At 54.1% G+C, this 21,970-nt stretch carries 21 protein-coding genes; 18 read left to right on the forward strand and 3 right to left on the reverse strand.

From position 1 onward, the window contains the following. Positions 1 to 113 precede the first annotated feature (113 nt). From KHU29_RS22335 to KHU29_RS22420, 6 genes are all read left to right on the forward strand, one after another. Positions 114 to 1,727, forward strand: coding sequence for an RHS repeat-associated core domain-containing protein (locus KHU29_RS22335; RefSeq protein ID WP_281416094.1), 1,614 nt, complete (start codon positions 114 to 116; stop codon positions 1,725 to 1,727). Then, positions 1,691 to 2,254: a hypothetical protein gene (locus KHU29_RS08485; protein WP_211452378.1), complete on the forward strand. Its 564-nt coding sequence runs from the start codon at positions 1,691 to 1,693 to the stop codon at positions 2,252 to 2,254. The genes KHU29_RS22335 and KHU29_RS08485 overlap by 37 nt, the downstream gene beginning before the upstream one ends. Before the next feature lie 107 nt (positions 2,255 to 2,361). Then, positions 2,362 to 2,670: a hypothetical protein gene (locus KHU29_RS08490; protein WP_211452379.1), complete on the forward strand. Its 309-nt coding sequence runs from the start codon at positions 2,362 to 2,364 to the stop codon at positions 2,668 to 2,670. A gap of 95 nt (positions 2,671 to 2,765) precedes the next feature. Then, the gene (locus tag KHU29_RS08495; RefSeq protein WP_211452380.1) at positions 2,766 to 3,323 is read left to right on the forward strand and encodes a hypothetical protein; all 558 of its coding nucleotides are present in this window, start codon (positions 2,766 to 2,768) and stop codon (positions 3,321 to 3,323) included. A 100-nt stretch (positions 3,324 to 3,423) separates the two neighbouring features. Next, positions 3,424 to 4,005: a hypothetical protein gene (locus tag KHU29_RS08500; protein WP_211452381.1), complete on the forward strand. Its 582-nt coding sequence runs from the start codon at positions 3,424 to 3,426 to the stop codon at positions 4,003 to 4,005. Further along, entirely contained in the window at positions 3,998 to 4,981 is a 984-nt protein-coding gene (locus tag KHU29_RS22420) for a right-handed parallel beta-helix repeat-containing protein (protein ID WP_211452382.1), read from the forward strand. The genes KHU29_RS08500 and KHU29_RS22420 overlap by 8 nt, the downstream gene beginning before the upstream one ends. A gap of 95 nt (positions 4,982 to 5,076) precedes the next feature. On the opposite strand, the gene KHU29_RS08510 is transcribed toward KHU29_RS22420, so the two are convergent. The 3 genes from KHU29_RS08510 to KHU29_RS08520 all read right to left on the reverse strand — a co-directional run bounded on the left by KHU29_RS08510 (position 5,077) and on the right by KHU29_RS08520 (position 7,483). Beyond that, positions 5,077 to 6,606, reverse strand: a complete 1,530-nt coding sequence (locus KHU29_RS08510; protein ID WP_211452383.1) for a YifB family Mg chelatase-like AAA ATPase — start codon at positions 6,604 to 6,606, stop codon at positions 5,077 to 5,079. Positions 6,607 to 6,616: 10 nt separating this feature from the next. After that, complete coding sequence (locus tag KHU29_RS08515; RefSeq protein WP_211452384.1) at positions 6,617 to 6,859, reverse strand: accessory factor UbiK family protein; 243 nt, start codon at positions 6,857 to 6,859, stop codon at positions 6,617 to 6,619. Between the two features lie 144 nt (positions 6,860 to 7,003). Then, entirely contained in the window at positions 7,004 to 7,483 is a 480-nt protein-coding gene (locus KHU29_RS08520; RefSeq protein ID WP_246541711.1) for a GNAT family N-acetyltransferase, read from the reverse strand. Positions 7,484 to 7,991: 508 nt separating this feature from the next. Here KHU29_RS08520 and KHU29_RS08525 point away from each other — a divergent pair. The 12 genes from KHU29_RS08525 (at position 7,992) to KHU29_RS08580 (ending at position 21,949) form a co-directional block, all read left to right on the forward strand. After that, the gene (locus KHU29_RS08525) at positions 7,992 to 8,765 is read left to right on the forward strand and encodes a TorF family putative porin (protein ID WP_211452385.1); all 774 of its coding nucleotides are present in this window, start codon (positions 7,992 to 7,994) and stop codon (positions 8,763 to 8,765) included. Positions 8,766 to 8,844: 79 nt separating this feature from the next. After that, complete coding sequence (locus KHU29_RS08530; RefSeq protein WP_014008135.1) at positions 8,845 to 9,183, forward strand: P-II family nitrogen regulator; 339 nt, start codon at positions 8,845 to 8,847, stop codon at positions 9,181 to 9,183. 13 nt (positions 9,184 to 9,196) lie between these two features. Continuing rightward, positions 9,197 to 10,756 (forward strand): ammonium transporter, encoded by a 1,560-nt coding sequence (locus KHU29_RS08535; RefSeq protein ID WP_425514456.1) that lies wholly within the window; start codon positions 9,197 to 9,199, stop codon positions 10,754 to 10,756. A gap of 522 nt (positions 10,757 to 11,278) precedes the next feature. Further along, the gene (gshA, locus tag KHU29_RS08540; RefSeq protein ID WP_211452386.1) at positions 11,279 to 12,577 is read left to right on the forward strand and encodes a glutamate--cysteine ligase; all 1,299 of its coding nucleotides are present in this window, start codon (positions 11,279 to 11,281) and stop codon (positions 12,575 to 12,577) included. A 46-nt stretch (positions 12,578 to 12,623) separates the two neighbouring features. Then, positions 12,624 to 13,565: a glutathione synthase gene (gene gshB, locus KHU29_RS08545; protein WP_211452387.1), complete on the forward strand. Its 942-nt coding sequence runs from the start codon at positions 12,624 to 12,626 to the stop codon at positions 13,563 to 13,565. 110 nt (positions 13,566 to 13,675) lie between these two features. Continuing rightward, positions 13,676 to 14,080 (forward strand): PTS sugar transporter subunit IIA, encoded by a 405-nt coding sequence (locus KHU29_RS08550; RefSeq protein WP_211452388.1) that lies wholly within the window; start codon positions 13,676 to 13,678, stop codon positions 14,078 to 14,080. Positions 14,081 to 14,135: 55 nt separating this feature from the next. After that, a complete protein-coding gene (locus KHU29_RS08555; protein WP_211452389.1) occupies positions 14,136 to 14,405 on the forward strand; it encodes an HPr family phosphocarrier protein in 270 nt (89 codons plus the stop codon). A gap of 179 nt (positions 14,406 to 14,584) precedes the next feature. Beyond that, positions 14,585 to 16,339, forward strand: coding sequence for a phosphoenolpyruvate--protein phosphotransferase (ptsP, locus tag KHU29_RS08560; RefSeq protein WP_211452390.1), 1,755 nt, complete (start codon positions 14,585 to 14,587; stop codon positions 16,337 to 16,339). 280 nt (positions 16,340 to 16,619) lie between these two features. Continuing rightward, on the forward strand, positions 16,620 to 17,798 hold the full coding sequence (gene metX / locus KHU29_RS08565; protein WP_211452391.1) for a homoserine O-succinyltransferase MetX: 1,179 nt from the start codon (positions 16,620 to 16,622) through the stop codon (positions 17,796 to 17,798). Next, positions 17,788 to 18,390 carry a methionine biosynthesis protein MetW gene (gene metW, locus KHU29_RS08570; RefSeq protein WP_211452392.1) on the forward strand — a complete coding sequence of 201 codons (603 nt, stop codon included), beginning with the start codon at positions 17,788 to 17,790 and terminating at the stop codon, positions 18,388 to 18,390. The genes metX and metW overlap by 11 nt, the downstream gene beginning before the upstream one ends. Positions 18,391 to 18,582: 192 nt before the next feature. After that, positions 18,583 to 19,818: an AmpG family muropeptide MFS transporter gene (locus KHU29_RS08575; RefSeq protein WP_211452393.1), complete on the forward strand. Its 1,236-nt coding sequence runs from the start codon at positions 18,583 to 18,585 to the stop codon at positions 19,816 to 19,818. A 208-nt stretch (positions 19,819 to 20,026) separates the two neighbouring features. Next, a complete protein-coding gene (locus KHU29_RS08580; protein ID WP_211452394.1) occupies positions 20,027 to 21,949 on the forward strand; it encodes a PrkA family serine protein kinase in 1,923 nt (640 codons plus the stop codon). Positions 21,950 to 21,970 lie beyond the last annotated feature (21 nt).

Below are 21,970 nucleotides of genomic sequence, written 5' to 3' on the forward strand. Positions count from 1 at the left end.
GTTGGTCAGGTGCCACACGGAACTGGGATTTGAAGGACGAGGTCTGGCTTAATCCGGAACGGGTTCAGCCGGAAATACTAAAGCAAGCTGCTTGAAGTGACGCGACATCTTTATTGACAACTACCGAACGTGTTGCCAAGGTGGTCAACGACGCGGCTGCGGCCGCCACGGCGCAAACCACGCGTTACTTGTACCAGAATCGCCAGTTGCAGGCGGAGCTTGACGGCCAAGGGCGGGTCACGCGCCAGTATGTCTATCTGGCGCAACAGTCGATAGCGGTTATCGACACGCCTGACGGCAGCCTGCCCGATGCAGAAGAACGCTCGCCAATGGCCCAGGTTGCGGCGGATATCGGCACGGCGCTCAAGTCATGGTTCGGCAGCGACGCTGCCATCACCTATCTGCACAACAATCATCTGGGGGCGCCGGAGGTGGCAACGGACCAGTCCGGCAAGCCGGTCTGGCACGCCGGCTATAGTGCATTCGGCAAAATTGTCAACGTCAGCCAGGCGGGAAAGACAGCGCGCCGCTTTACGCTCAACCTGCGCTTGCCAGGGCAATACGAAGATCAAGAGAGCGGGCTGTATTACAACGATCACCGCTATTACGATGCGGACAACGGCCGCTACCTGACACCTGATCCGTTGGGGTTGAGGGCGGGGATCAATACTTATGCTTATGTCAGCAGCAATCCGCTCAGGTATGTCGATCCGACCGGATTGATTTTGTTTGCGTTTGATGGAACCGACAATTCCAATCCGCCGCCGATCAACTCGAACGGAAATCAGGATGATTTTTCTAATGTATATAAGTTCTATCAAGCTTACGACGATGGTCAAAAATGGTACATGAACGGAGTTGGCCGAGATGATCCGGATAGCGGCATCAAGGCTACATGGCTTGATGATAAAAATGCCAATACTGCACGATCACGCGTTGACTATATGTTGAAGAAAGCCGATGACTATTTGAATAACACGACATTTCAACCAAATGAGCTGGTCAGTATCGATATCGTCGGTTTTAGCCGAGGAGCGGCCATGGCGCGTGATTTTTCGAATAAATTGGCACAGCACATGCGGGATAAGCTCTACGCAAAATCCGGTGCATGCCTAGAAATTCGATTCATGGGGCTGTGGGACACGGTGGCACAGTTTGGCTTGAACGGTGCGGATAACGGAGCGTGGCAAATGGCCATTCCGTCCGAGGCAAAGAATGTGTTTCAGGCGGTGGCGCTGAATGAACAGCGCTATCTGTTCCCCGGTGAATCCATCGGAACGGGAACGCAAAGAGGGTTCATCGGCAGCCATGCCGACATCGGTGGCAGCTACGGTACTGGCGACTTGTCGGATGTGGCGTTGAACTGGATAGTCAATCAGGCAAAAAATAGCGGTGTCAAGATGTTCGATTGGAATGATCCGAGTGTCGCACATCCGGAATGGGGCATCGTGACCAATCCTGTACTGCACGACAAGAGCAGCGGCGGCAGTAGCGACCGCGATTTCTGTCTGCGCAAGAACAACGAAGCATGGGTCACGAATTGCCAAAAGCAACGTGACGCTACGCCGGGCGGGATGACCTGGAGTCAAACGCAAACGGGAAATTTTATTAATATGTACGCCCAATCCACAATGGATGCCGACGGCTCCTCAAAAATCGTCGGCGCCATCAACATGAAGGAGTATGCCGCATGGCTCAAGCAAAACTATGGACTCGACATTCAATAATCCGCGTCTTGATGATGGGACTGCTGGCAACATTTCTTGCCTCCTGCCGAGCCGATGACAAACCGATCGGGATGACGCTACTGTTTCAAAGCGCGGGTCGGCCGGTGGGAGTGCGGCGATTCGATCCGGACGGCTTGCAGGGGCCGACACCCGGGGGAGTGCGTGGGATGGCACCGCGTGGCGGAGCTGAGATGGCTTTCATGCCGGGCGATGGCAAGCACGGGGTGCCGAAATTTGTGGACGTAGTGTGGGCGGTGCCAACTCCCGAATCACAGCAAGCGGTTTCAAAAATAGAAAAGCCGACTGGTGGAGTATCGAAGGAGCAGTGGGACGGCTACATGGCAAAACTTAATGAGGCCTATCGTCTTACGCCGATATACTCGCGTCGCATCGACCTCACCTCCGTTGTCACACCGGAACTGATTACGCAGGTGCGCGCCGATCGCCAGAATACGCAATTGAAATTGATCATCACCTTCAACAACGAGGACGTGGACATCAAGGCAGTCGCTTACAAATGGCGTTGATTTGCAGCGCTTTAGGTTTGATTACCCGACCCAAAGCGAACGTTATGCCTACAACCAACGCGGACTGATGCTGAGCAAGACGGTGACGCTGAAACAGATCAACGGCAGTGCATCGTCCTCCGCCATCAGTGCCGTTACGCGCTATCGCTACGACGCACACGAACAATTGCAAAGTCAGCCTGTCGGACGGCAGTGCAATTCAGTATCAGCGTAATGGCCAGGATCAGATCGTTGCACTGACGCGCAGCCGGATTCAAACACCCTGGCTCCAATGGTTGTTGCCCGCCAAGGTGCTGCTGCAAAACATCGAACGCGACATCGTCGGGCTCAAGAGCTATGCCTGCGGCAATGGCATCGAGGCCCAATTCCAGCGCAGCAGGGAAGGCAGTACTGCACGACAAGAGCAACGGCAGTAGCGACCGCGAATATTAACCTGTATCCGAATACCGACCATGGATGCCGACGGCAGTTCCAAAATCATCGGAGAAGTCAACATGAAGGAGTATGCCGCATGGCTCAAGCAAAACTATGGACTCGACATTCAATAATCCGCGTCTTGATGATGGGACTGCTGGCAACATTTCTTGCCTCTTGCCGAGCCGACGACAAACCGATCGGGATGACGCTACTGTTTCAAAGCGCGGGCCGACCGGTGGGAGTGCGGCGATTCGATCCGGACGGAGTGCGCGGGCCGGTGCCCGGTAGTGTCGGCGGCATGTTTCCACGCGGAGGCGCTCAAATGTCCTTCATGCCGGGCGACAGCAAGCGCGGGATGCCGCAGTTTGTGGATGTGGCGTGGGTGGTGTCAACTCCTGAATATGAGCAGTGGATAAAAAATCGTGACTCGCTACCTAATTCAGTTAGATACTCGCCGCAAGGCATAGCTGAAAGCAAACTGGAAGGGGATAAGCAGCCGCAATACACCAAACGCATCGACCTGACGCCGATCATCACACCGGAGCTAATTGCCCAAGTACGCGCAAACGTGCAGACCACGCAATTGAAGCTGATAATCACCTTCAACAACGACGATGTGAATATCGAGGCACTGGCATACAAATGGCGTTGAATATCAGGCTACACGTTACATCCATAGCCGATTTCGCCCTTCCTTAAGTTGATGCCATGTTAGAAAAAAGCCACAGAACTAATTTAGTGCTTCATTCCCTATGGCACATTCCGACATTGGCGGCAGCTATCTTCATTCTTTTGAGGACACGTTTGCACATCGAGATTCGAACAATCATCCTTTTGCATTAGATATTGGTTTGGGGCACGGTGTATATGGTAGCAATCCCGATTACACCTATAACCATTGGTCTGCTCTCCCTTTTCCTGGCGCACTTGACTGGAACCACAACGAAGATCGTACATTGGAGATGGAAAAGGAAGTGTTCAATAAGCTGTTGACTATGACCGGTAGTACTGATGCAAAAAAATTCAGCGATATTGAAGATACTTTAAAAAATTTCAATAAGACTCCTGAAAACGAAGGTGACGGATATGATCGCGACAAGCCGACCGACAGCAAGAAGATTCAGTTGTTACAGGGAAAATTGAAGGAGTTGAAGATTGATGGTGTGAACTGGACTGATCAGTCAATGCCTCTAGAAGGTGTTTATGCTGTTAGCGACGGGGCTGACAATCGCACCAAATTTTTGTGCGATAAAGATGGCAATGCGTTGAATCAAAAACTGTACCCGGGAACGATTCTGCCGAAATGTGAAAAGACTGGAGGTAGCGGTGGGTAAAAATTATTTGTTATTTTTTTTCTGTTTCCTGGGATCCATATGCGGGAATGCAATTGCGCAAGAATGTCAGTCAATTCGTTTGTTCGAGAGCTATCATGTTCAAAGTGGCTCAATAAAAGCACCGGGAAAATATTGTTTAACTTCCGATATTGCGCAACCTAAACTGTTCGATATTCACTCTGGGAGATTTAAGGATTTCTCTGGTGAGTCACTGATTTCGATCGCTTGTAGCCATGATAAAAAATGTTCTTCGTTGAAAAATCAGGAGACGTATCAATTGGATCTGCAAGGTCGCTCTCTAAAAGCGGACGCGGAAAATATGGTGGGAATTCAAAATTGGTCTGGTGGATTGCGCGTTTCCATAAAAAATGGATACCTGAGTGTTCCTGGAAATCGCAGCCCGAATCAAGGAATTTCCTTGCGTGGAGAGGAGATGGCCACCGCAGCGAATAATCAAGATGGTGGCAGTCAAGACCTATCCAGGAAATGTTGGCCATCAGAATTGGCTTGCGAAAATATCCTTGCATCTCAAATGTCCGGAAATAAACGCCTGGCTTACAAGGTGAGCAACTATCTAATAGATAAGATGACGGTTCGTGCTGGCTGGCGCGGAATCACAATGGGTGGCGGCAATAACGTGTTGCGTGACAATACAATTGAGGTTGACGGTAATACCGCAATCTACATGTATGGACCTGGCAGTGTCATTGAGAACAACACCATCATAATTCACGGTAATGCCGATGCCACACCTTTTGATGCCGCAATCAAATTACGTGATGCACAAGGGGCGGTTGTACGGAACAACCGCATAGTCTATAAGGGCGGGTGGCTTGGCAGCCCCCGTGCAGCGATTAACCTGCTCGATTCCGCCGATGTTCTCATTGAAGGTAACACCGTCGAAAAATTCGACAAACTAATACAGGTGAACGGTGACAGCAGATATTCGGAAAGAGGAAATTCTCTGAATCGATAGTGGATAAATTTTCTTCAATTCTTTATTTCTTTTAAATTTATGACATATTTTAAATTGAAAATAAGGAAATTTCTTCAACGCAGCACGACCGTCAGTTAAACATCATTCAAAGCGCGCCGATACTGGATTGCTTCCGCCACATGGGCTGAGGCAACCTGATCGGCGCCGCCCAGATCTGCGATCGTGCGGGCAACCTTGAGTACGCGATGATAACCGCGCGCCGACCAGTTCAGGCGAGTCATTGCTCCTTGCAGCATCTTTTCTCCGGCACCGTCGGGTTTGCAGTATTGATCGATTTCCTTGGCCGACAAACCATTGTTCTGTTTGCCTTGGCGTGCCAGTTGCAGCATGCATACCTGCTCCACCCTGGCAGCTATAGCCGCCGACAGTTCGCCGTCGGCTGCTTTCAATAATTGATCCTGAGGTAGTGCAGCCACCTGAATTTGCATGTCGATCCGATCCAGCAATGGGCCGGAGATTTTGTTTTGGTAGCGGAAAATGCTGTCGGGTGTGCAGCGGCATTGTTTTACGGCATGTCCAAAATAGCCGCAGGGGCAGGGATTCATAGCCGTGATCAGCTGGAATTGCGCCGGGAAATCGGCTTGCCGGGCCGCCCGCGAAATCGTGATGTGGCCGGATTCCAGCGGTTCGCGCAATACTTCCAGCACGCGCCGGTCGAATTGCGGCAACTCGTCGAGAAACAATACGCCGCGATGCGCTAGTGAAATTTCACCAGGACGGGGCGGGCTGCCGCCGCCCACCAGTGCTACGGCCGATGCCGTGTGATGGGGGGAGCGATAAGGCCTTACTTTCCAGGCTGCGCTGGAAAAGCCGCTGGCAAGCGACTGCACTGCCGCCGATTCCAGCGCGTCACGATCGCTCATTGGCGCCAAAATTCCAGGGAAGCGCGCCGCCAGCATCGACTTTCCGGTGCCGGGCGGCCCCATCAGCAGTACGCTATGACCACCGGCTGCGGCAACCTCCAGTGCGCGCTTGGCTTGCAACTGGCCTTTTACATCGCTGAAATCCAGATAGTGAGGCAGTTTTCGCTGCGGCTCTGCAACATGGCGCGACAACCTTGTTTCTGCTTGTCGAGAACTGAAGTGGGCACACACTTGTAATAAGCTGTCCGCCGGTAAAATGCGGGCATCGGTAACCAGCGCCGCTTCATCGGCACTGGCGCGCGGCAGGATGAAGGCGCGGCTCTTGACGGCAAGCGGATTGGCGCTCTGGGCATTCATGGCAAACGTCATCGCCAGCGCGCCGCGTATCGGCCTCAGCTCGCCGGATAGCGACAGTTCGCCGGCAAATTCGTAGTCATCCAGTTCATCCGCCGGTATTTGTCCGGAGGCGGCCAGGATGCCGAGCGCGATCGGCAAATCGAAGCGGCCCGACTCTTTCGGCAAATCGGCTGGCGCCAGATTAACCGTGATACGACGCGAAGGAAATTCAAAACGGGAATTTTGCAGCGCCGCACGGACCCGGTCTTTGGATTCCTTGACCTCGGTTTCGGGCAGGCCGACGATAGTAAATGATGGGAGGCCATTGGCCAGGTGGACTTCTACTGTGACGGCGGGCGCTTGCATACCTGCCAGCGCCCGGCTTTTGAGGACTGCCAGCGTCACCGGCGCGGCATCATGGGCGCTTCAGTTGTGCTTCAAGCTCGGTCACGCGGGCTTCCAGTGCTTCAAGTTTTTCACGCGTGTTGGCCAATACCTGCGCTTGCACGTCAAATTCGTCGCGTGTGACCAGATCCAGCTTGGAGAAACCCTGGCCTAACATTGCCTTGACGTTTTTTTCGATATCTTTGGCAGGTGAGTTTTCGATGGCTTGATTGATTTTGGCTTGGAGGTCGTCAAAAAAGTTGGGTTTGTTCATGATCGGTCGCCCTTTGGCAGTAAATAAAAAAAATGATAACCGATACGCGCAAACCCGGCATTGAAATCGCGATTCGGCGCGGCAATTTAAGTCATTACTGCTTTGCAGGAATCATCCACTTGTCCAAGAAGATTCAAACCATTTTTAATCGAGTTGTTTGCGATATTGCACGAAACCTGAACGCACCGCGATACGGTCGTACAGTTGCATGGCGGTCTTGTTGGTCTCATGCGTCAGCCAGTGTACGCGGGTGCTGCCAGCGGCTTTGGCTTCCTTGTACACATGCTCGATCAGTTGCCGGCCGGCGCCGGTGCCGCGCTGTTGCGGCGAGACGTACAAGTCTTGCAGGTAGCAGGAGTTTTCCTCCGTCCAGCAAGAGCGGTGGAAAATCCAGTGGACCAGGCCGACTGCCTCGCCATCCACTATCGCCAGTGCGCCGAATAGCGGTTCCTTGGGATCCAGCAAGCGTTGCCAGGTTACCAGTCGCGTGGCCTGCGGAATGTCAACTTCATAAAAGTCCTGGTAACCCTGCCATTGCTGTTGCCAAATGGCAAAGTCTTGCTCGCTGAGGGGTTTGATATGCGTTTGATGGGTTTGTATACGTGATGTCGATTCTGAAGCCAAGATAACCTCCTGTGAAATGCGGTGACGATAGGGTGGGGACAGACGAAAGCAGCACTTAGCGTAGCGATCGTGCGCCAAAAGTTGGCATCATCAAAGATCCAATATTAATTATATTCATGGGTCCAGTGTGAAGCCTGTGCTGCCATCGCTGCCGGGTCGACGAAGCGTCGATCAGGCGCACGTTGTTGTCTTTGCAACAAATCTGGCGTTGGGCTGTAGTCGACTACAACTTGTCATGTAGTTCTTCCTGAGATTTTTTGCACCAAATTGAAGCCGATTTAAATATCCGCTTTATTGTGGTGCATTCTTTTGCCCGAATTTCCTATGGAAAACGTCTCTTCGTTATCGTTTAGATAGCAATCGGTGAAAGGCAGGGGATAAATGCCCCGGCAAGAGGCTGCAACGGGTTAAAAAAGGCGACCAGACCAGTTGGCATGGGTTCTGCTATGGAAAGTTTGAAGAGTACCGATTTAGCAGTTTTTCATTCAACATACCAACAGGGATAACCATGAAGAAGCTGATTTTAGCCGTAGCAATAGCCTCATGTTTTACAGCAAGCCTGGTCTATGCCGAAGATGCCAAGCCGGATAACGAACTCAGTTACAACATCGGCGCCGTCAACGACTATCGCTTCCGTGGTATTTCGCAAACGCGTTTCGACCCGGCTGTGCAAGGTGGTGCGGACTACACCAATAATCCGACCGGCCTGTATGCAGGAACCTGGTTGTCCAACATCAAATGGATCAAGGACGCGGTCGACAGCGCCCACACCGGCACCGGCGGCAAGGGGCCGGTGGAGTGGGATATCTACGGCGGCAAACGCGGCGACCTGCCTGGCGGTTTTACGTATGACGTGGGCGGCCTGTACTACTACTACCCGACCAACAACTACTCCCAGGTCGGCAGAAACGCCAATACCTTTGAACTTTATGGCCAGATCGGTTACGGCCCGGCTTATTTCAAATATTCGCATGCGATGACCAACCTGTTCGGCACTGTCAACAGCAAGAACAGCGCTTACTACGATGCCGGCGCCAATATTGATGTCGGCGCGGGTGTCACGCTGGGGCTGCACCTCGGCCATCAAACGGTGGAGCACAGCAGTTTTGCCAGCTACACCGACTGGAAAGTCGGCGCCACCAAGACCTTTGATCAGCTCGCCGGCATCACTTTGGGGCTGGCCTATGTCGGCACCGATGCCAAGGATGGTGCGTACGTTAGCCCGAGCGGCAAGAACCTGGGCCGCAACGGCGTAGTGTTTTCTGTAGCGAAGACCTTCTAATCGACACAAAACAGCAGTATCCACGGCGGCAAGCTTGGGTAATCCATGCAAGCCGCCTCACAAAATAAACGAGGCCGACATGAAACTGATTACAGCGATCATCAAACCATTTAAGCTCGACGAAGTGCGTGAAGCACTTTCGGCGATTGGCGTACAAGGCATAACCGTGACCGAGGTCAAGGGTTTCGGCCGCCAAAAAGGCCATACCGAGCTGTACCGCGGCGCCGAGTACGTGGTCGATTTTTTGCCGAAAACAAAAATCGAAGCAGCGGTGGATGACAGCATTCTGGAACAAGCCGTAGAGGCGATTGAAAATGCAGCCCGTACCGGCAAGATCGGCGACGGCAAGATCTTTGTGTTTGATCTACAGGAAGTTATTCGTATTCGTACCGGTGAAACCGGCAAAGATGCAATCTAAGGGGATAAAAAAAATGAACAGAATGCTTACTACGATTTTAGCGGCTTGTGCGCTGATCGCGGCAACTTCCATGTTGCCGGCATCGGCCGCCGATGAGGCGTCTGCAAGCGCCAGCGCCAGCGTAGCAACCTCGGCCAGCGCAGATGCTTCAGCTGCTGCGCCTGCAGCGGCAGCGGCGGCGCCGGCCACACCTGTTGTTGCTGCACCTGCAGCCGCCGCGGCTGCTGCCAGCGCTCCAGCCGCAGCGGTGCCTGCCGCGCCGGTACCGAACAAAGGCGACACCGCCTGGTTGCTGGTGTGTACCGCGTTTGTGATCTTGATGACTTTGCCTGGCCTGGGTTTGTTCTACGGCGGCCTGGTGCGCAGCAAAAACATGCTGTCGGTGCTGATGCAGTGTTTCACTGTGTTCTCGCTGATCATCGTGCTGTGGATACTGTACGGTTACAGCATCGCGTTCACGGAGGGTAATGCGTTCTTCGGTGGCTTCAGCCGTCTGTTCTTGCATGGCATGACACCGGATTCGGTCGCTGCCACTTTCAGCAAGGGCGTGGTAGTGCCTGAGTTAGCTTACGTGGTATTCCAAGGTGCATTTGCTGCGATTACCTGCGCCCTGATCATCGGTGCTTTCGCCGAGCGCGCCAAGTTCTCCGCGATCCTGGTATTCACCGTGTTGTGGTTCACTTTCGCCTATCTGCCAATGGCGCACATGGTCTGGTTCTGGCCTGGTCCGGACGGCTTTACCGATGCTGCCGCAGCTGAAAAAATGACTGCTGCCGGTGGCTGGCTGTTCCAAAAAGGCGCGCTGGATTTCGCCGGCGGCACCGTGGTGCATATCAACGCCGCTATCGCTGGGCTGGTTGGTTCGTATGTCATCGGCAAGCGCGTCGGCTTCGGCAAGGAAGCGTTCAAGCCGCATAGCCTGACGCTGACCATGGTCGGTGCATCGCTGCTGTGGTTCGGCTGGTTCGGCTTCAACGCCGGTTCCGCACTGGAAGCCAACGGCAGCGCCGCACTGGCCTTTATCAACACCTTGCTGGCGACAGCTGCTGCAGTGCTGAGCTGGAGTGCAGGTGAATGGATCGGCAAGGGTAAGCCATCGATGCTGGGTGGTGCTTCCGGCGCCGTTGCCGGCCTGGTCGCGATTACGCCTGCCGCCGGTTTTGTCGGCCCGATGGGCGCATTGATCATGGGCTTGCTGGCTGGCTTCGTCTGCCTCTGGGGTGTTACCGGCCTGAAGAAATTGCTGGGTGCGGACGATGCGCTGGACGTGTTCGGCGTGCATGGCGTCGGCGGTATCATGGGTGCATTGCTGACTGGCGTGTTTGCTGCGCCTAGCCTCGGCGGCACCGGCATCTATGACTACGTCGCCAACGCTGTTGCTCCTGACTACTCGATCCCTGGCCAACTGTGGATCCAGTTTGAAGGCGTGCTGACGACTCTGATCTGGTCCGGCGTGGTTTCGCTGATCGCATTCAAGCTGGTCGACATCGTCATGGGCTTGCGTGTAACGGAAGAAGAAGAGCGCGAAGGCCTGGACATCTCCAGCCATGGCGAATCTGCTTATCACGATTAAGTTTTAACGTAAGGCGCCGGATAGCTGCGGCAAGGCTATCCGGCGCGATGTTCCACGTAATCCCGGGTCGTTATCGATGGCCCGGGATTTTCGTTTTCTGCCATATCTGTTTCTGGAGATTTCAGTGTGGACCCAACCATTACTCCGCTCGACGGCAGGTAAATTGACCGATACCAGTGTCATGTACAAGCGGATTTGATTTTTGCGGATTATTGCGGATTATTGCTAATTATTACGTCAAATTCGATATCAATATGGCATTCTTGAAAAGGCGCGTGATAGCGCCTTTTTGTTTTTCCGGGGCTTTAAAAATTCCTAACTGACCCGATGTAAACTTGGCTCGTATACCAGGTCGTTAGACCATCATGTTAAGCGGCATCGCACCGGGTAACCGGCGAAACAATGCATTTCCCGTTAGAATCTGCGTCTCTTGCCTGTCGTGGAAGTCCTCAAAGAACATTTCCATAGCAGGCAGTTGCGCAAGTTGCAGACGCTACATAGTTCCCAAAAAGAAAGCTTTATATGGTTCCCCACCTTGTAACCGCCCTGAACGGCCCTTTGCTCGAACTGGAAAAGAAAATCCTCGCGGCCACGCCTGCTATCGAGCGCTGGTTCCGGATGGAATGGCAAGAGCATACGCCGCCGTTCTATTGCTCGGTCGATTTGCGCAATTCAGGTTTCAAGCTGGCGCCGGTTGATACCAACCTGTTTCCAGGCGGGTTTAGTAACCTGTCGCCGGAAATGTTGCCGCTGGCGATACAGGCGGCGATGGCAGCCATCGAAAAATATTGTCCGGATGCCAAAAATCTGTTGCTGTTGCCGGAACTGAACACGCGTAACACCTTCTATTTGCAAAATGTAGCCCGGCTAATGCAGATTTTCCGCCAGACCGGCTTGCATGTCCGGCTTGGTTCGCTCTCCGAAGATTTGAAGGAACCGCAAACCATCGAACTGCCCGACGGCAGCACGATCACGCTGGAACCGTTGGAGCGTTCCGCAAACGGGCGTCGCCTGGGGCTGAAGAATTTCGATCCCTGCACCATTTTGCTGAATAACGATTTGTCTTCCGGCACGCCATCGATCCTGGAAAATCTGAACGAGCAAAACCTGTTGCCGCCGCTGCACGCCGGCTGGACCGTGCGCCGCAAGAGCAACCATTTCGCTGCCTACGATGAAGTGGTGAAGAAATTTTCCAAGCTGGTCGATGTCGATCCGTGGATGTTGAATCCGTTTTTCGCCAAAGTCGACCAGGTCGATTTCGAAGCCGTCGACGGCGATGACAAGCTAGCCGCCAGCGTCAGTTCGCTGCTGGCAAAGATACGCAAGAAATACAAGGAATACGGCATCACGGAAAAGCCGTTCGTGATCGTCAAGGCCGATGCTGGCACCGACGGCATGGGCGTGATGAGCGTGACCGATGTCAGCCAGATCAAGGAACTGAGCCGCAAGCAGCGCGAGAAACTGTCGCTGGGCAAAGCCGGCGGCGAAATCCACGACCTGATCATCCAGGAAGGCGTGCATACTTTCGAGCATATCAACGATGCGGTGGCGGAGCCGGTGGTGTACATGATCGACCGCTACGTGGTCGGCGGTTTTTACCGCGTGCATGCCGAACGCGGCATCAATGAGAACCTGAACGCGCCAGGCGCTCATTTCGTGCCACTGGCTTTTGCCCAGCAGCATGCGTTGCCGGATATGCTGGCTAAACCTGGCACAACTGCACCGAACCGGTTTTACATGTACGGTGTCGTCGCGCGACTGGGTTTGCTGGCGGCTTCATTGGAAATGGAAAAGACCGATCCGAATCCGGAAGAATATTAATACTGTTGATTAGCACTCTGTCCTGACAACCATTGGGCCCAAAAAAATGAAAATCGCTTTCCTCGCCGATCCGCTCGACACCTTCAAGACGTATAAGGATTCAACTTACGCAATGATGGTCGAAGCCGTCAAACGCGGCCATACCATCTATGCGTTCGAGCAAAAAGACATGGCGCTGGAAAGCGGGATTGTCACCGCCAATGTGATTCGCGTCAGCCTGACGGGAGACGACAAGGATTGGTACCGCGCCAGCGCACCGGCATCCATGTTCTTGTCGGAGTTCGATGCGATCCTGCTGCGCAAAGACCCGCCTTTCGACATGGAATACATCTACACCACGTATCTGCTGGAACTGGCTGAAACGCAGGGTGCCCGGGTATTCAACAAGCCGCAGGCGATCCGCGACCACAATGAAAAGCTGGCAATTGCACAATTTTCGAAATACACCTCGCCCACTCTGGTGACACGTGATGCGGCGCGTTTGCGCGCCTTCCACGAAGAGCATCAGGACGTAATCCTGAAGCCGCTCGACGGCATGGGCGGCATCGGTATTTTCCGGGTCCGGCAAGACGGCCTGAATCTTGGATCCATCATTGAAACCCTGACCGACAACGGTCATCGCACCATCATGATCCAGCGTTTCATTCCTGAGATCGTCGCCGGCGACAAGCGGGTGCTGGTGATTGGCGGCAAAGTCGTGCCTTTTTCGCTGGCGCGGATTCCGCAAGGCAGCGAAGTGCGCGGCAACCTGGCAGCTGGCGGCATCGGTGTAGCGCAGCCGCTGACGGCACGCGATCGCGAAATCGGCGAAGCACTCGGGCCGGTGTTGCTACAGCGCGGCCTGTTGCTGGTAGGATTAGATGTAATTGGTGATTATCTGACTGAAGTGAATGTTACTAGCCCGACTTGCTTTCAGGAAATTAAACAGCAAACCGGTTTTGACGTTGCCGAGATGTTCATCAATGCGCTGGAAGCAGCGCTGCAGTAATCGATTTAGTTGTCCTGATCGTTAAGTAAAAGCCGCGAAACAGGATGGTTGTTGTTGTAAAACCGCTATAAACCCGGACAAATCCGCAAGCAGGATTTGAGATTGAAACTATGATTGGCATTCTTCTTTTAACCCACGCCCCACTGGGCCAGGCATTCATCGCAGCTGCCTCTCACGTGTTTCGCCAGACGCCGGAGCGACTCGAAGCGATCGACGTGATCGCCGACCAGAATCCGATTGAAGTGCAAAAACTGGCAAAACAAGCTGCGGCGAGGCTGGACGATGGTTCCGGGGTGTTGGTGATCACTGACGTCATGGGCGGCACGCCGTCCAATTGCACACTGCCGTTTTGCACCGGCAGCCAGACTCAGGTGATTGCCGGTATCAGTTTGCCGATGCTGCTGCGCGCCTTGACCTATCGTAACGATACCCTTGATGTGGTGACCGAAATGGCGTTGGCCGGCGGTCAGGGCGGGGCGGTGCGAGTCGATAATCGGGTGCGGGTGGCGCACTGATTCATTAGCGCCGGAGCCGAGTCTTTCAATAAATCAAATATTAAACAAAAGACAAATGATTCAACAAGAAATCGAAATCGTCAACAAACTCGGCTTGCACGCTCGCGCGTCAGCCAAATTTACGCAACTGGCTAGCAAATTCAAATGTGAAGTCTGGATGACCCGCAACAAGCGTCGCGTCAACGCCAAGTCGATCATGGGTGTGATGATGCTGGCAGCCGGCAAAGGCAGCACGATATTGCTGGAAGCCGACGGCGAGGATGAGAAAAACTGCTTTGATGCCTTATATCAGCTAATTCAAGATAAATTTGGCGAAGGTGAGTAAAACGGCCGACAGTGAAACGGCCTATAGTGAAACGGCCTGAAATCAAGCACCCTTCGACAGTTCTAAGCCCGGTTGCCTTGGAGATGGAGTATTGCCGCTAGCCTCCTTGTATGGCGTGGCGGCGTTTAGACTCTGTCTCGCAATTGATAAAATCTTATTCTTTTCAGCGGGCTGACCAGATGGCATCCTTTACCTTACATGGCATTCCGGTTTCGCGCGGCATCGCGATCGGCCGCGCCCATTTGCTGGCGCCGGCGGCAATGGACGTCAAACACTACCTGATTGGCGAAACCGAGGTCGAAGCGGAAGTCCAGCGTTTGCAAAACGCGGTGACCAGGGTGCGCACCGAACTGCAGACCATCCGCAGCGATTTACCCAAAGAATCCCCGCCCGAGCTAGGTGCCTTTGTCGATGTCCACCTGCTGATCCTGTCGGATCCGATGCTGGCCGAGATGTCGCTCGATATCATCCGTAACCGCCAATACAACGCCGAATGGGCGCTGGTGACCCAGATCGACGAGTTGTCGGCGCAGTTCGACGAAATCGAAGATACCTATCTGCGCGAACGCAAAATGGACGTGCTGCAAGTCGGCGAGCGTCTGCTGAAAGTGCTGACCGGTACTTCCACCCGATTACCGGAAGTGGATAGCAATGGCGCGTCCTACGGAAATATCGTGGTGGTCGCGTATGACATTTCACCGGCCGACATGTTGCAATTCCGTGACCGCGCCTTTGCCGGGTTCGTCACCGATCTTGGCGGCCAGAACTCACATACTGCAATTGTGGCGCGCAGCCTGGACATTCCAGCCGCGGTCGGCATGAATAACGCTTCCCGGCTGATCAAGCAGGATGACTGGATCATCATTGACGGCGATGCCGGTGTAGTAATTGTCGATCCAGCAATGGTGATACTTAAGCAATATCGGGAACGGCAAGCGCGTCTGCTGCGTGCACGCAGGAAGCTAGGCAAGATCAAGAAGACCCGTGCGGTTACCCTGGACGGTACCGAGATCACCTTGCTGGCCAACATCGAGCTGCCTAGCGACTGTGCGGCAGCGATGGAATCGGGTGCCAGCGGCGTCGGCCTGTTCCGCTCGGAATTCCTGTTCATGGGCCGGATCGGCCCGCAACATGAGCTACCGACCGAGGAGGAGCAGTTCGAATCGTACCGGCAGGCGGTGACGGCAATGAAGGGCCGGCCGGTGACTATCCGCACACTGGATGTCGGCGCCGACAAACCGATCAATACCGAGGAGCAAACCGCGTTGAACCCGGCGCTGGGTTTGCGCGCGATTCGTTATTGCCTGGCAGAGCCGCAACTGTTCCTGACGCAATTGCGGGCAATTTTGCGTGCCTCCGCCTTGGGCAAGGTGAAACTGCTGATTCCGATGCTGGCGCATGCCTTTGAAATCGATCAAACCCTGGCAATCATCGCGCAGGCCAAGCAACAATTGCGCGATGAAGGTATTGCTTTCGACGAAACCATCCAGATCGGCGCCATGATTGAAATCCCGGCGGCGGCCTTGGCTTTGCCGATGTTTATCAAACGCATGGATTTCCTGTCGATCGGGACCAACGACCTGATCCAGTACACGCTGGCGATCGACCGCGTCGACCACGAAGTGGCACATTTGTATAACCCGCTGCACCCGGCGGTCTTGTTTTTGTTGTCAACTGTGATTGCATTAGGCCGCAAAGCCGGGATCCCGGTGTCGGTATGCGGCGAAATGGCGGGCGATGTCAAATTTACGCGTTTGTTGCTGGGCATGGGTTTGCTGGAGTTTTCCATGCATCCGGCGCAGTTGCTGGCGGTGAAACAGGAAGTGCTGAACAGCGATCTGGACGACTTGATGCCGCAAACCAAAAAAATCCTGCGTAATACAGAGCCGAGCGCGATTGCAGCGGCTGTCAGCCAGATGCGCATGCCGGCCTGATATCGCGTAGGGTGGGCATGCATGCCCACCCTACAACACCCACCCTACAACCATCCACCCCACATTGACGCCAAGCCCCGACTTGGTTATTCTTGAGTTATCGCGCCGATTTGAATGGTTTCACACCTCAGCTTGCGGGCGCGCGGCATCACCCGATCCCCGGATCAGGCGATGCTAAATAAATACGGCTAAAGCGAGCTTGAAGTACAAGCCCAGAATTTAGCCCGATTAGCGAAAGCTCTCGGGCTTTTTTTATTGTTATCAGGATCAGGTCCCTACCATGTCCCTCGGAATAGTTTCCCCGCAATCCATGCATTTCGCGACGCCGCTACAGTTGCAAAGCGGCGCGCTGCTGGCGGATTACACGCTGGTGTACGAAACCTATGGCAGTCTTAACGCCGACAAATCGAATGCGGTGCTGGTCTGCCATGCCTTGAACGCTTCGCATCACGTCGCCGGCGTCTATCAGGACGACGAAAAAAATGTCGGCTGGTGGGACAATATGGTGGGGCCTGGCAAGGCGCTCGACACCAATAAATTCTTCGTCATCGGCGTCAACAACCTGGGTTCCTGTTTCGGTTCCACCGGCCCGATGCATATCAATACCGCCACCGGCAAGCCGTATGGCGCGGAATTCCCGGTAGTGACCGTGGAGGACTGGGTGCAAGCGCAGGCGCGCCTGGCCGATGCGCTGGGCATCACGCAATTTGCCGCCGTCATGGGCGGTTCGCTGGGCGGCATGCAGGCGCTGGCCTGGAGTCTGATGTATCCGACCCGTCTGCGCCACTGCGTGGTAATCGCCTCGACGCCTAAACTGTCGGCGCAAAATATCGCTTTCAACGACGTCGCGCGCCAGGCCATCCTGACTGATCCAGGCTTTCATGGCGGCGATTATTACGCCCATGGCGTGGTGCCCAAGAACGGCTTGCGCGTGGCGCGCATGGTGGGGCACATCACCTATCTGTCGGATGACGACATGGCGGAAAAATTCGGGCGCGACCTGCGTTCCGGCGTCTACCAGTTCGGCTTTGGCATCGATTTTGAAATTGAATCGTATCTACGCTATCAGGGCGATAAATTTTCTGAATATTTCGACGCCAATACCTATCTGCTGATCACCAAGGCCCTCGATTATTTCGACCCGGCCAAGGAGTTCGGCGGCGATCTGACGCTCGCCTTGAGCAAGACTCAGGCGCAATTCCTGCTCGTATCGTTCATGACCGACTGGCGCTTTTCGCCGGAACGCAGCCGCGAAATCGTGCAGGCGCTGGTCAACAATAAACGTCGCGTCAGTTATGCCGAGATCGACGCACCGCACGGCCACGACGCTTTTTTGCTGGATGACCCGCGTTACATGGCGGTGGTGGGCGAATACTACAACCGCATCTGGCAGGAGCTGGCGCAGCCGGCCGTATCGAATGCAGTCACTGAAGTGGCAGGAGCAGTAAATGAATTTTGATCAACTAAGCAGTTTGCGTCCGGATCTGGCCTTTATCGCACATTGGGTACGCGGCGAATCGCAAGTACTCGACCTGGGCTGCGGCGACGGCGTCATGCTCGATTATCTGCAATCCGACAAACAATGCGCCGGCTACGGCGTCGAAATCGATGACAGCAAGATCCCGGCGTGCGTGGCGCGCGGCGTTTCGGTGATCCAGCAGGATATGGAAGCCGGGCTGAACCTGTTTGCCGACGATGCCTTCGATACCGTGCTGTGCCTGTCGGCTTTGCAAATGATGAAAAATGTCGAAGGCGTATTGCGCGATATCGCCAGGGTCGGGCGCGAAGCGATCGTGTCCTTCCCTAATTTCGCCTACTGGCCGCACCGGGTAGCGTTAATGCGCGGCCGCATGCCGGTGTCCAAGAGTTTGCCGTACGAATGGTATGACACGCCTAACCTGCGTTGCGCCACCATCAAGGATTTTGAGGAACTGGCGAACGAAGTCGGTTTGGAAGTGCTCGAATGCGTAGCCCTGCATGATGGCCAGCCGATAACGCTGCTGCCGAACTGGCGTGGTAGTCTTGCGGTATTCCGCTTTCGCAAGAAATAAATATGGCCGCATAACTATTTTGGTAAAACGCTAGCCACGTCATCCCCGCGAACGCGGGGATCCATTTTACAGTCAACATGGATTCCCGCGTTCGCGGGAATGACGGGGTCGCCTAGACGGCGATTTTAGGCCCCAGTCTGCAACTGTAGGCCGGTCGCATACCCTAAACTCCCCGCCGCCGCGGGCGCATCCATGACATCAGATTCAAATTCCTGGCATCACTATCTCAACCGGCGCATGCTGATTTGCGCCTTCCTCGGCTTCAGTTCCGGCCTGCCGCTGTTTATCCTCCTCAGTTTGCTGCAAGCCTGGTTAAGTAAATCCGGCCTGGATGTGAAGGCGCTCGGCCTGTTCGCGCTGGTAATGTTTCCTTACACCTGGAAATTCGTGTGGTCGCCGCTGATGGACCGCTTCCATTTCGGCAAACTCGGGCGCCGGCGCAGCTGGATGATGCTGACCCAGGCCAGCTTGTTCGTCGCTATCGGCGGCATGGGCATGCTCGATCCGCACACGCAGATAGCGACGATTGCTTTCATGGCTTCTGTGGTGGCGTTCTTGTCGGCCAGCCAGGATATCGTGATCGATGCCTATCGGCGCGAGATCCTGCCGGATAGCGAACAAGGTCTTGGCGCGGCGATCAACGTCAATGCCTATAAAGTGGCGGGCATGGTGCCGGGCGCCTTGTCGCTGTTCCTGGCCGATCACATGAGCTGGCAGGCGGTATTCTGGATCACCGCAGGATTCATGCTGCCGGGCTTGATCTGCACCTTGATGATCAAGGAACCGAGCGTGTACGGCGCACCGCCAAAGAACCTGCGGGAAGCCGTCTTGTTACCGTTTCAAGAGTTTATTGCGCGCGATGGCTGGCGTAGCGCGCTGTGGATATTGGCCTTCATTTTTCTGTATAAGCTCGGCGACAGCATGGCAACCGCACTTGCTACCAGGTTTTATATCGATATCGGTTTCTCGCTGACGCAGATCGGCCTGATTTCCAAGACCACCAGCTTGTGGGCCAGCCTGGTCGGCGGCCTGGTTGGCGGCATCTGGATGGTGCAGATCGGGATTAATCGCGCCTTGTGGATTTTCGGCGTGGTGCAGGCGGTGACCATCCTCGGCTTTGCCTGGCTGGCGCAAGCCGGTCCCGACCCATTGGTGCTGGCTATCGTGATCGGCGGCGAAGCGTTTGGGGTCGGCCTCGGCACCGCGGCTTTCGTTGCCTATATCGCGCGCACCACCGATCCACGCTACACCGCAACCCAATACGCCTTGTTCACCAGCCTTGCTGCGGTGCCACGTACCTTTATCAATTCTTCGGTCGGTTACATTGTTGCGGAAACCGGCTGGTTCCATTTTTTCATTTTGTGTTTCGTACTGGCGTTGCCGGGGATGTTGATTTTATTCAAGGTCGCACCTTGGAATGAAAAGTAAAAGGTAAAAAGTAAGAAGCAAGGTGGTGTAAAACGGAAAAACCCTGTTGCAACTTAGAAAAAGGTTTAGAATCAAATCGTGTAATCCTCTTCTGGGCCACATCGAAAGTGTGGTCAGCCGGTCAAGGAACTGCAAGTATCTGAAGAGGTCAAACTCGGTAGAAGTAATCTTCAATTTGTTTTCGCAACATCGTTGATGCGGGGGTGATATGGATATCTACAGCAGCTTTGCGAGTCGGTTCGACAAAACCAGAGAAGAAGAGTTTTCCTTAGAAGAATATCTTGCGCTTTGTAAGACTGATCCCAGCTGTTACGCAACAGCCGGGGAACGCATGCTGATGGCGATAGGCGAGCCGCATCAGGTTGATACGCGCCACGATCCTTCCTTGTCACGCATCTTTGCCAACAAGGTGCTCAAGGTTTATCCGGCGTTCAAGGAATTCTACGGCGCCGAAGAAGTGATCGAACAAGTGGTCGCTTATTTCCGGCACGCGGCGCAAGGCCTGGAAGAACGTAAACAAATTCTGTATCTGCTTGGTCCGGTTGGCGGCGGTAAATCGTCGATCGCCGAACGTCTCAAACAGTTGATGGAACATGTGCCGTTTTATTCTCTCAAGGGATCGCCGGTCAACGAGTCGCCGCTGGGTCTGTTCGATTACGAAGAGGATGGCGCGATCCTGGAAGAACAATACGGCATCCCGCGCCGTTACCTGAGATCGATACTGAGTCCGTGGGCCGTCAAGCGCCTGCATGAATTCAACGGCGATATCCGCAAATTCCGCGTAGTCAAACGCTATCCGTCGATCTTGCGGCAGGTTGCCATTTCCAAAACCGAACCGGGCGACGAAAACAACCAGGACATTTCAAGCCTGGTCGGCAAGGTCGATATCCGCAAGCTGGAACAATATTCGCAGGACGATGCCGATGCTTACAGTTATTCAGGTGGCCTGTGCTTGTCCAATCAGGGTTTGCTGGAATTCGTCGAAATGTTCAAGGCGCCGATCAAGGTGCTGCATCCGCTGCTGACTGCAACGCAGGAAGGCAACTTCAAGGGCACGGAAGGTTTTGGCGCGATTCCGTTCGACGGCATTATCCTGGCGCACTCGAATGAATCGGAATGGAAGGCGTTCCGCAACAACAAGAACAATGAAGCTCTGCTGGATCGTATCTACATCGTCAAGGTGCCGTACTGCCTGCGGGTGTCGGAAGAAATCAAGATTTACGAAAAACTGATACGCACGTCTTCGCTGGGAAAAGCGATTTGCGCGCCGGGCACGTTGAAAATGATGGCGCAATTTTCTATCCTGACTCGCCTCGGCGAGCCGGAAAATTCCAGCATTTTCTCGAAAATGCAGGTGTATGACGGCGACAATCTGAAAGACAGCGACCCGAAAGCCAAGTCGTACCAGGAATATCGCGACTATGCCGGCGTGGATGAAGGCATGAACGGGGTCTCGACCCGCTTCGCTTTCAAGATACTGTCACGCGTATTCAACTTCGATTCGACTGAAGTCGCCGCCAATCCGGTGCATCTGATGTATGTGCTGGAGCAGCAGATCGAACGCGAGCAATTTCCGCAGGAGCTGGAACAAAAATACCTGTCCTACGTCAAGGATACGCTGGCAACGCGCTATGCTGAATTTATCGGCAAGGAAATCCAGACCGCTTATCTGGAGTCGTATTCCGAATACGGCCAGAACGTCTTCGATCGTTACGTCACCTATGCCGACTTCTGGATCCAGGATCAGGAATTCCGCGACCATGACACCGGTGAAAGTTTTGACCGCGCTGCGTTGAACGGCGAACTGGAAAAAATCGAAAAGCCGGCAGGGATCAGCAATCCCAAGGATTTTCGTAACGAAATCGTCAATTTCGTGTTGCGCGCACGGGTCTCGAACGCCGGCAAGAATCCGCTCTGGACCAGCTATGAAAAACTGCGCGTGGTGATCGAGAAAAAAATGTTCTCGAATACCGAGGATTTGTTGCCGGTTATTTCATTCAACGCCAAAGGTTCGAACGAAGAGTTGCGCAAGCATGAAGATTTCGTCAATCGCATGGTCAGCAAGGGTTACACGCCGAAACAGGTACGCTTGCTGTGCGAATGGTATCTGCGCGTGCGCAAATCGTCGTAAGGTGCGCATTCGGTACGCATT

The sequence above is a fragment of the Collimonas antrihumi genome (genome assembly GCF_018304965.1).
GTDB lineage: Bacteria > Pseudomonadota > Gammaproteobacteria > Burkholderiales > Burkholderiaceae_D > Collimonas > Collimonas antrihumi.

Excerpts from the sequence above, each read along its gene's own strand:
- KHU29_RS08485 (WP_211452378.1), top strand. The coding sequence starts at position 1,691 with ATGGCTCAAGCAAAACTATGGACTCGACATTCAATAATCCGCGTCTTG.
- KHU29_RS08495 (WP_211452380.1), top strand. The coding sequence starts at position 2,766 with ATGGCTCAAGCAAAACTATGGACTCGACATTCAATAATCCGCGTCTTG.
- KHU29_RS08500 (WP_211452381.1), top strand. The coding sequence starts at position 3,424 with ATGGCACATTCCGACATTGGCGGCAGCTATCTTCATTCTTTTGAGGAC.
- KHU29_RS08515 (WP_211452384.1), bottom strand. The coding sequence starts at position 6,859 with ATGAACAAACCCAACTTTTTTGACGACCTCCAAGCCAAAATCAATCAA.
- KHU29_RS08525 (WP_211452385.1), top strand. The coding sequence starts at position 7,992 with ATGAAGAAGCTGATTTTAGCCGTAGCAATAGCCTCATGTTTTACAGCA.
- KHU29_RS08530 (WP_014008135.1), top strand. The coding sequence starts at position 8,845 with ATGAAACTGATTACAGCGATCATCAAACCATTTAAGCTCGACGAAGTG.
- KHU29_RS08535 (WP_425514456.1), top strand. The coding sequence starts at position 9,197 with ATGAACAGAATGCTTACTACGATTTTAGCGGCTTGTGCGCTGATCGCG.
- gshA (WP_211452386.1), top strand. The coding sequence starts at position 11,279 with ATGGTTCCCCACCTTGTAACCGCCCTGAACGGCCCTTTGCTCGAACTG.
- gshB (WP_211452387.1), top strand. The coding sequence starts at position 12,624 with ATGAAAATCGCTTTCCTCGCCGATCCGCTCGACACCTTCAAGACGTAT.
- KHU29_RS08550 (WP_211452388.1), top strand. The coding sequence starts at position 13,676 with ATGATTGGCATTCTTCTTTTAACCCACGCCCCACTGGGCCAGGCATTC.
- KHU29_RS08555 (WP_211452389.1), top strand. The coding sequence starts at position 14,136 with ATGATTCAACAAGAAATCGAAATCGTCAACAAACTCGGCTTGCACGCT.
- ptsP (WP_211452390.1), top strand. The coding sequence starts at position 14,585 with ATGGCATCCTTTACCTTACATGGCATTCCGGTTTCGCGCGGCATCGCG.
- metX (WP_211452391.1), top strand. The coding sequence starts at position 16,620 with ATGTCCCTCGGAATAGTTTCCCCGCAATCCATGCATTTCGCGACGCCG.
- metW (WP_211452392.1), top strand. The coding sequence starts at position 17,788 with ATGAATTTTGATCAACTAAGCAGTTTGCGTCCGGATCTGGCCTTTATC.
- KHU29_RS08575 (WP_211452393.1), top strand. The coding sequence starts at position 18,583 with ATGACATCAGATTCAAATTCCTGGCATCACTATCTCAACCGGCGCATG.
- KHU29_RS08580 (WP_211452394.1), top strand. The coding sequence starts at position 20,027 with ATGGATATCTACAGCAGCTTTGCGAGTCGGTTCGACAAAACCAGAGAA.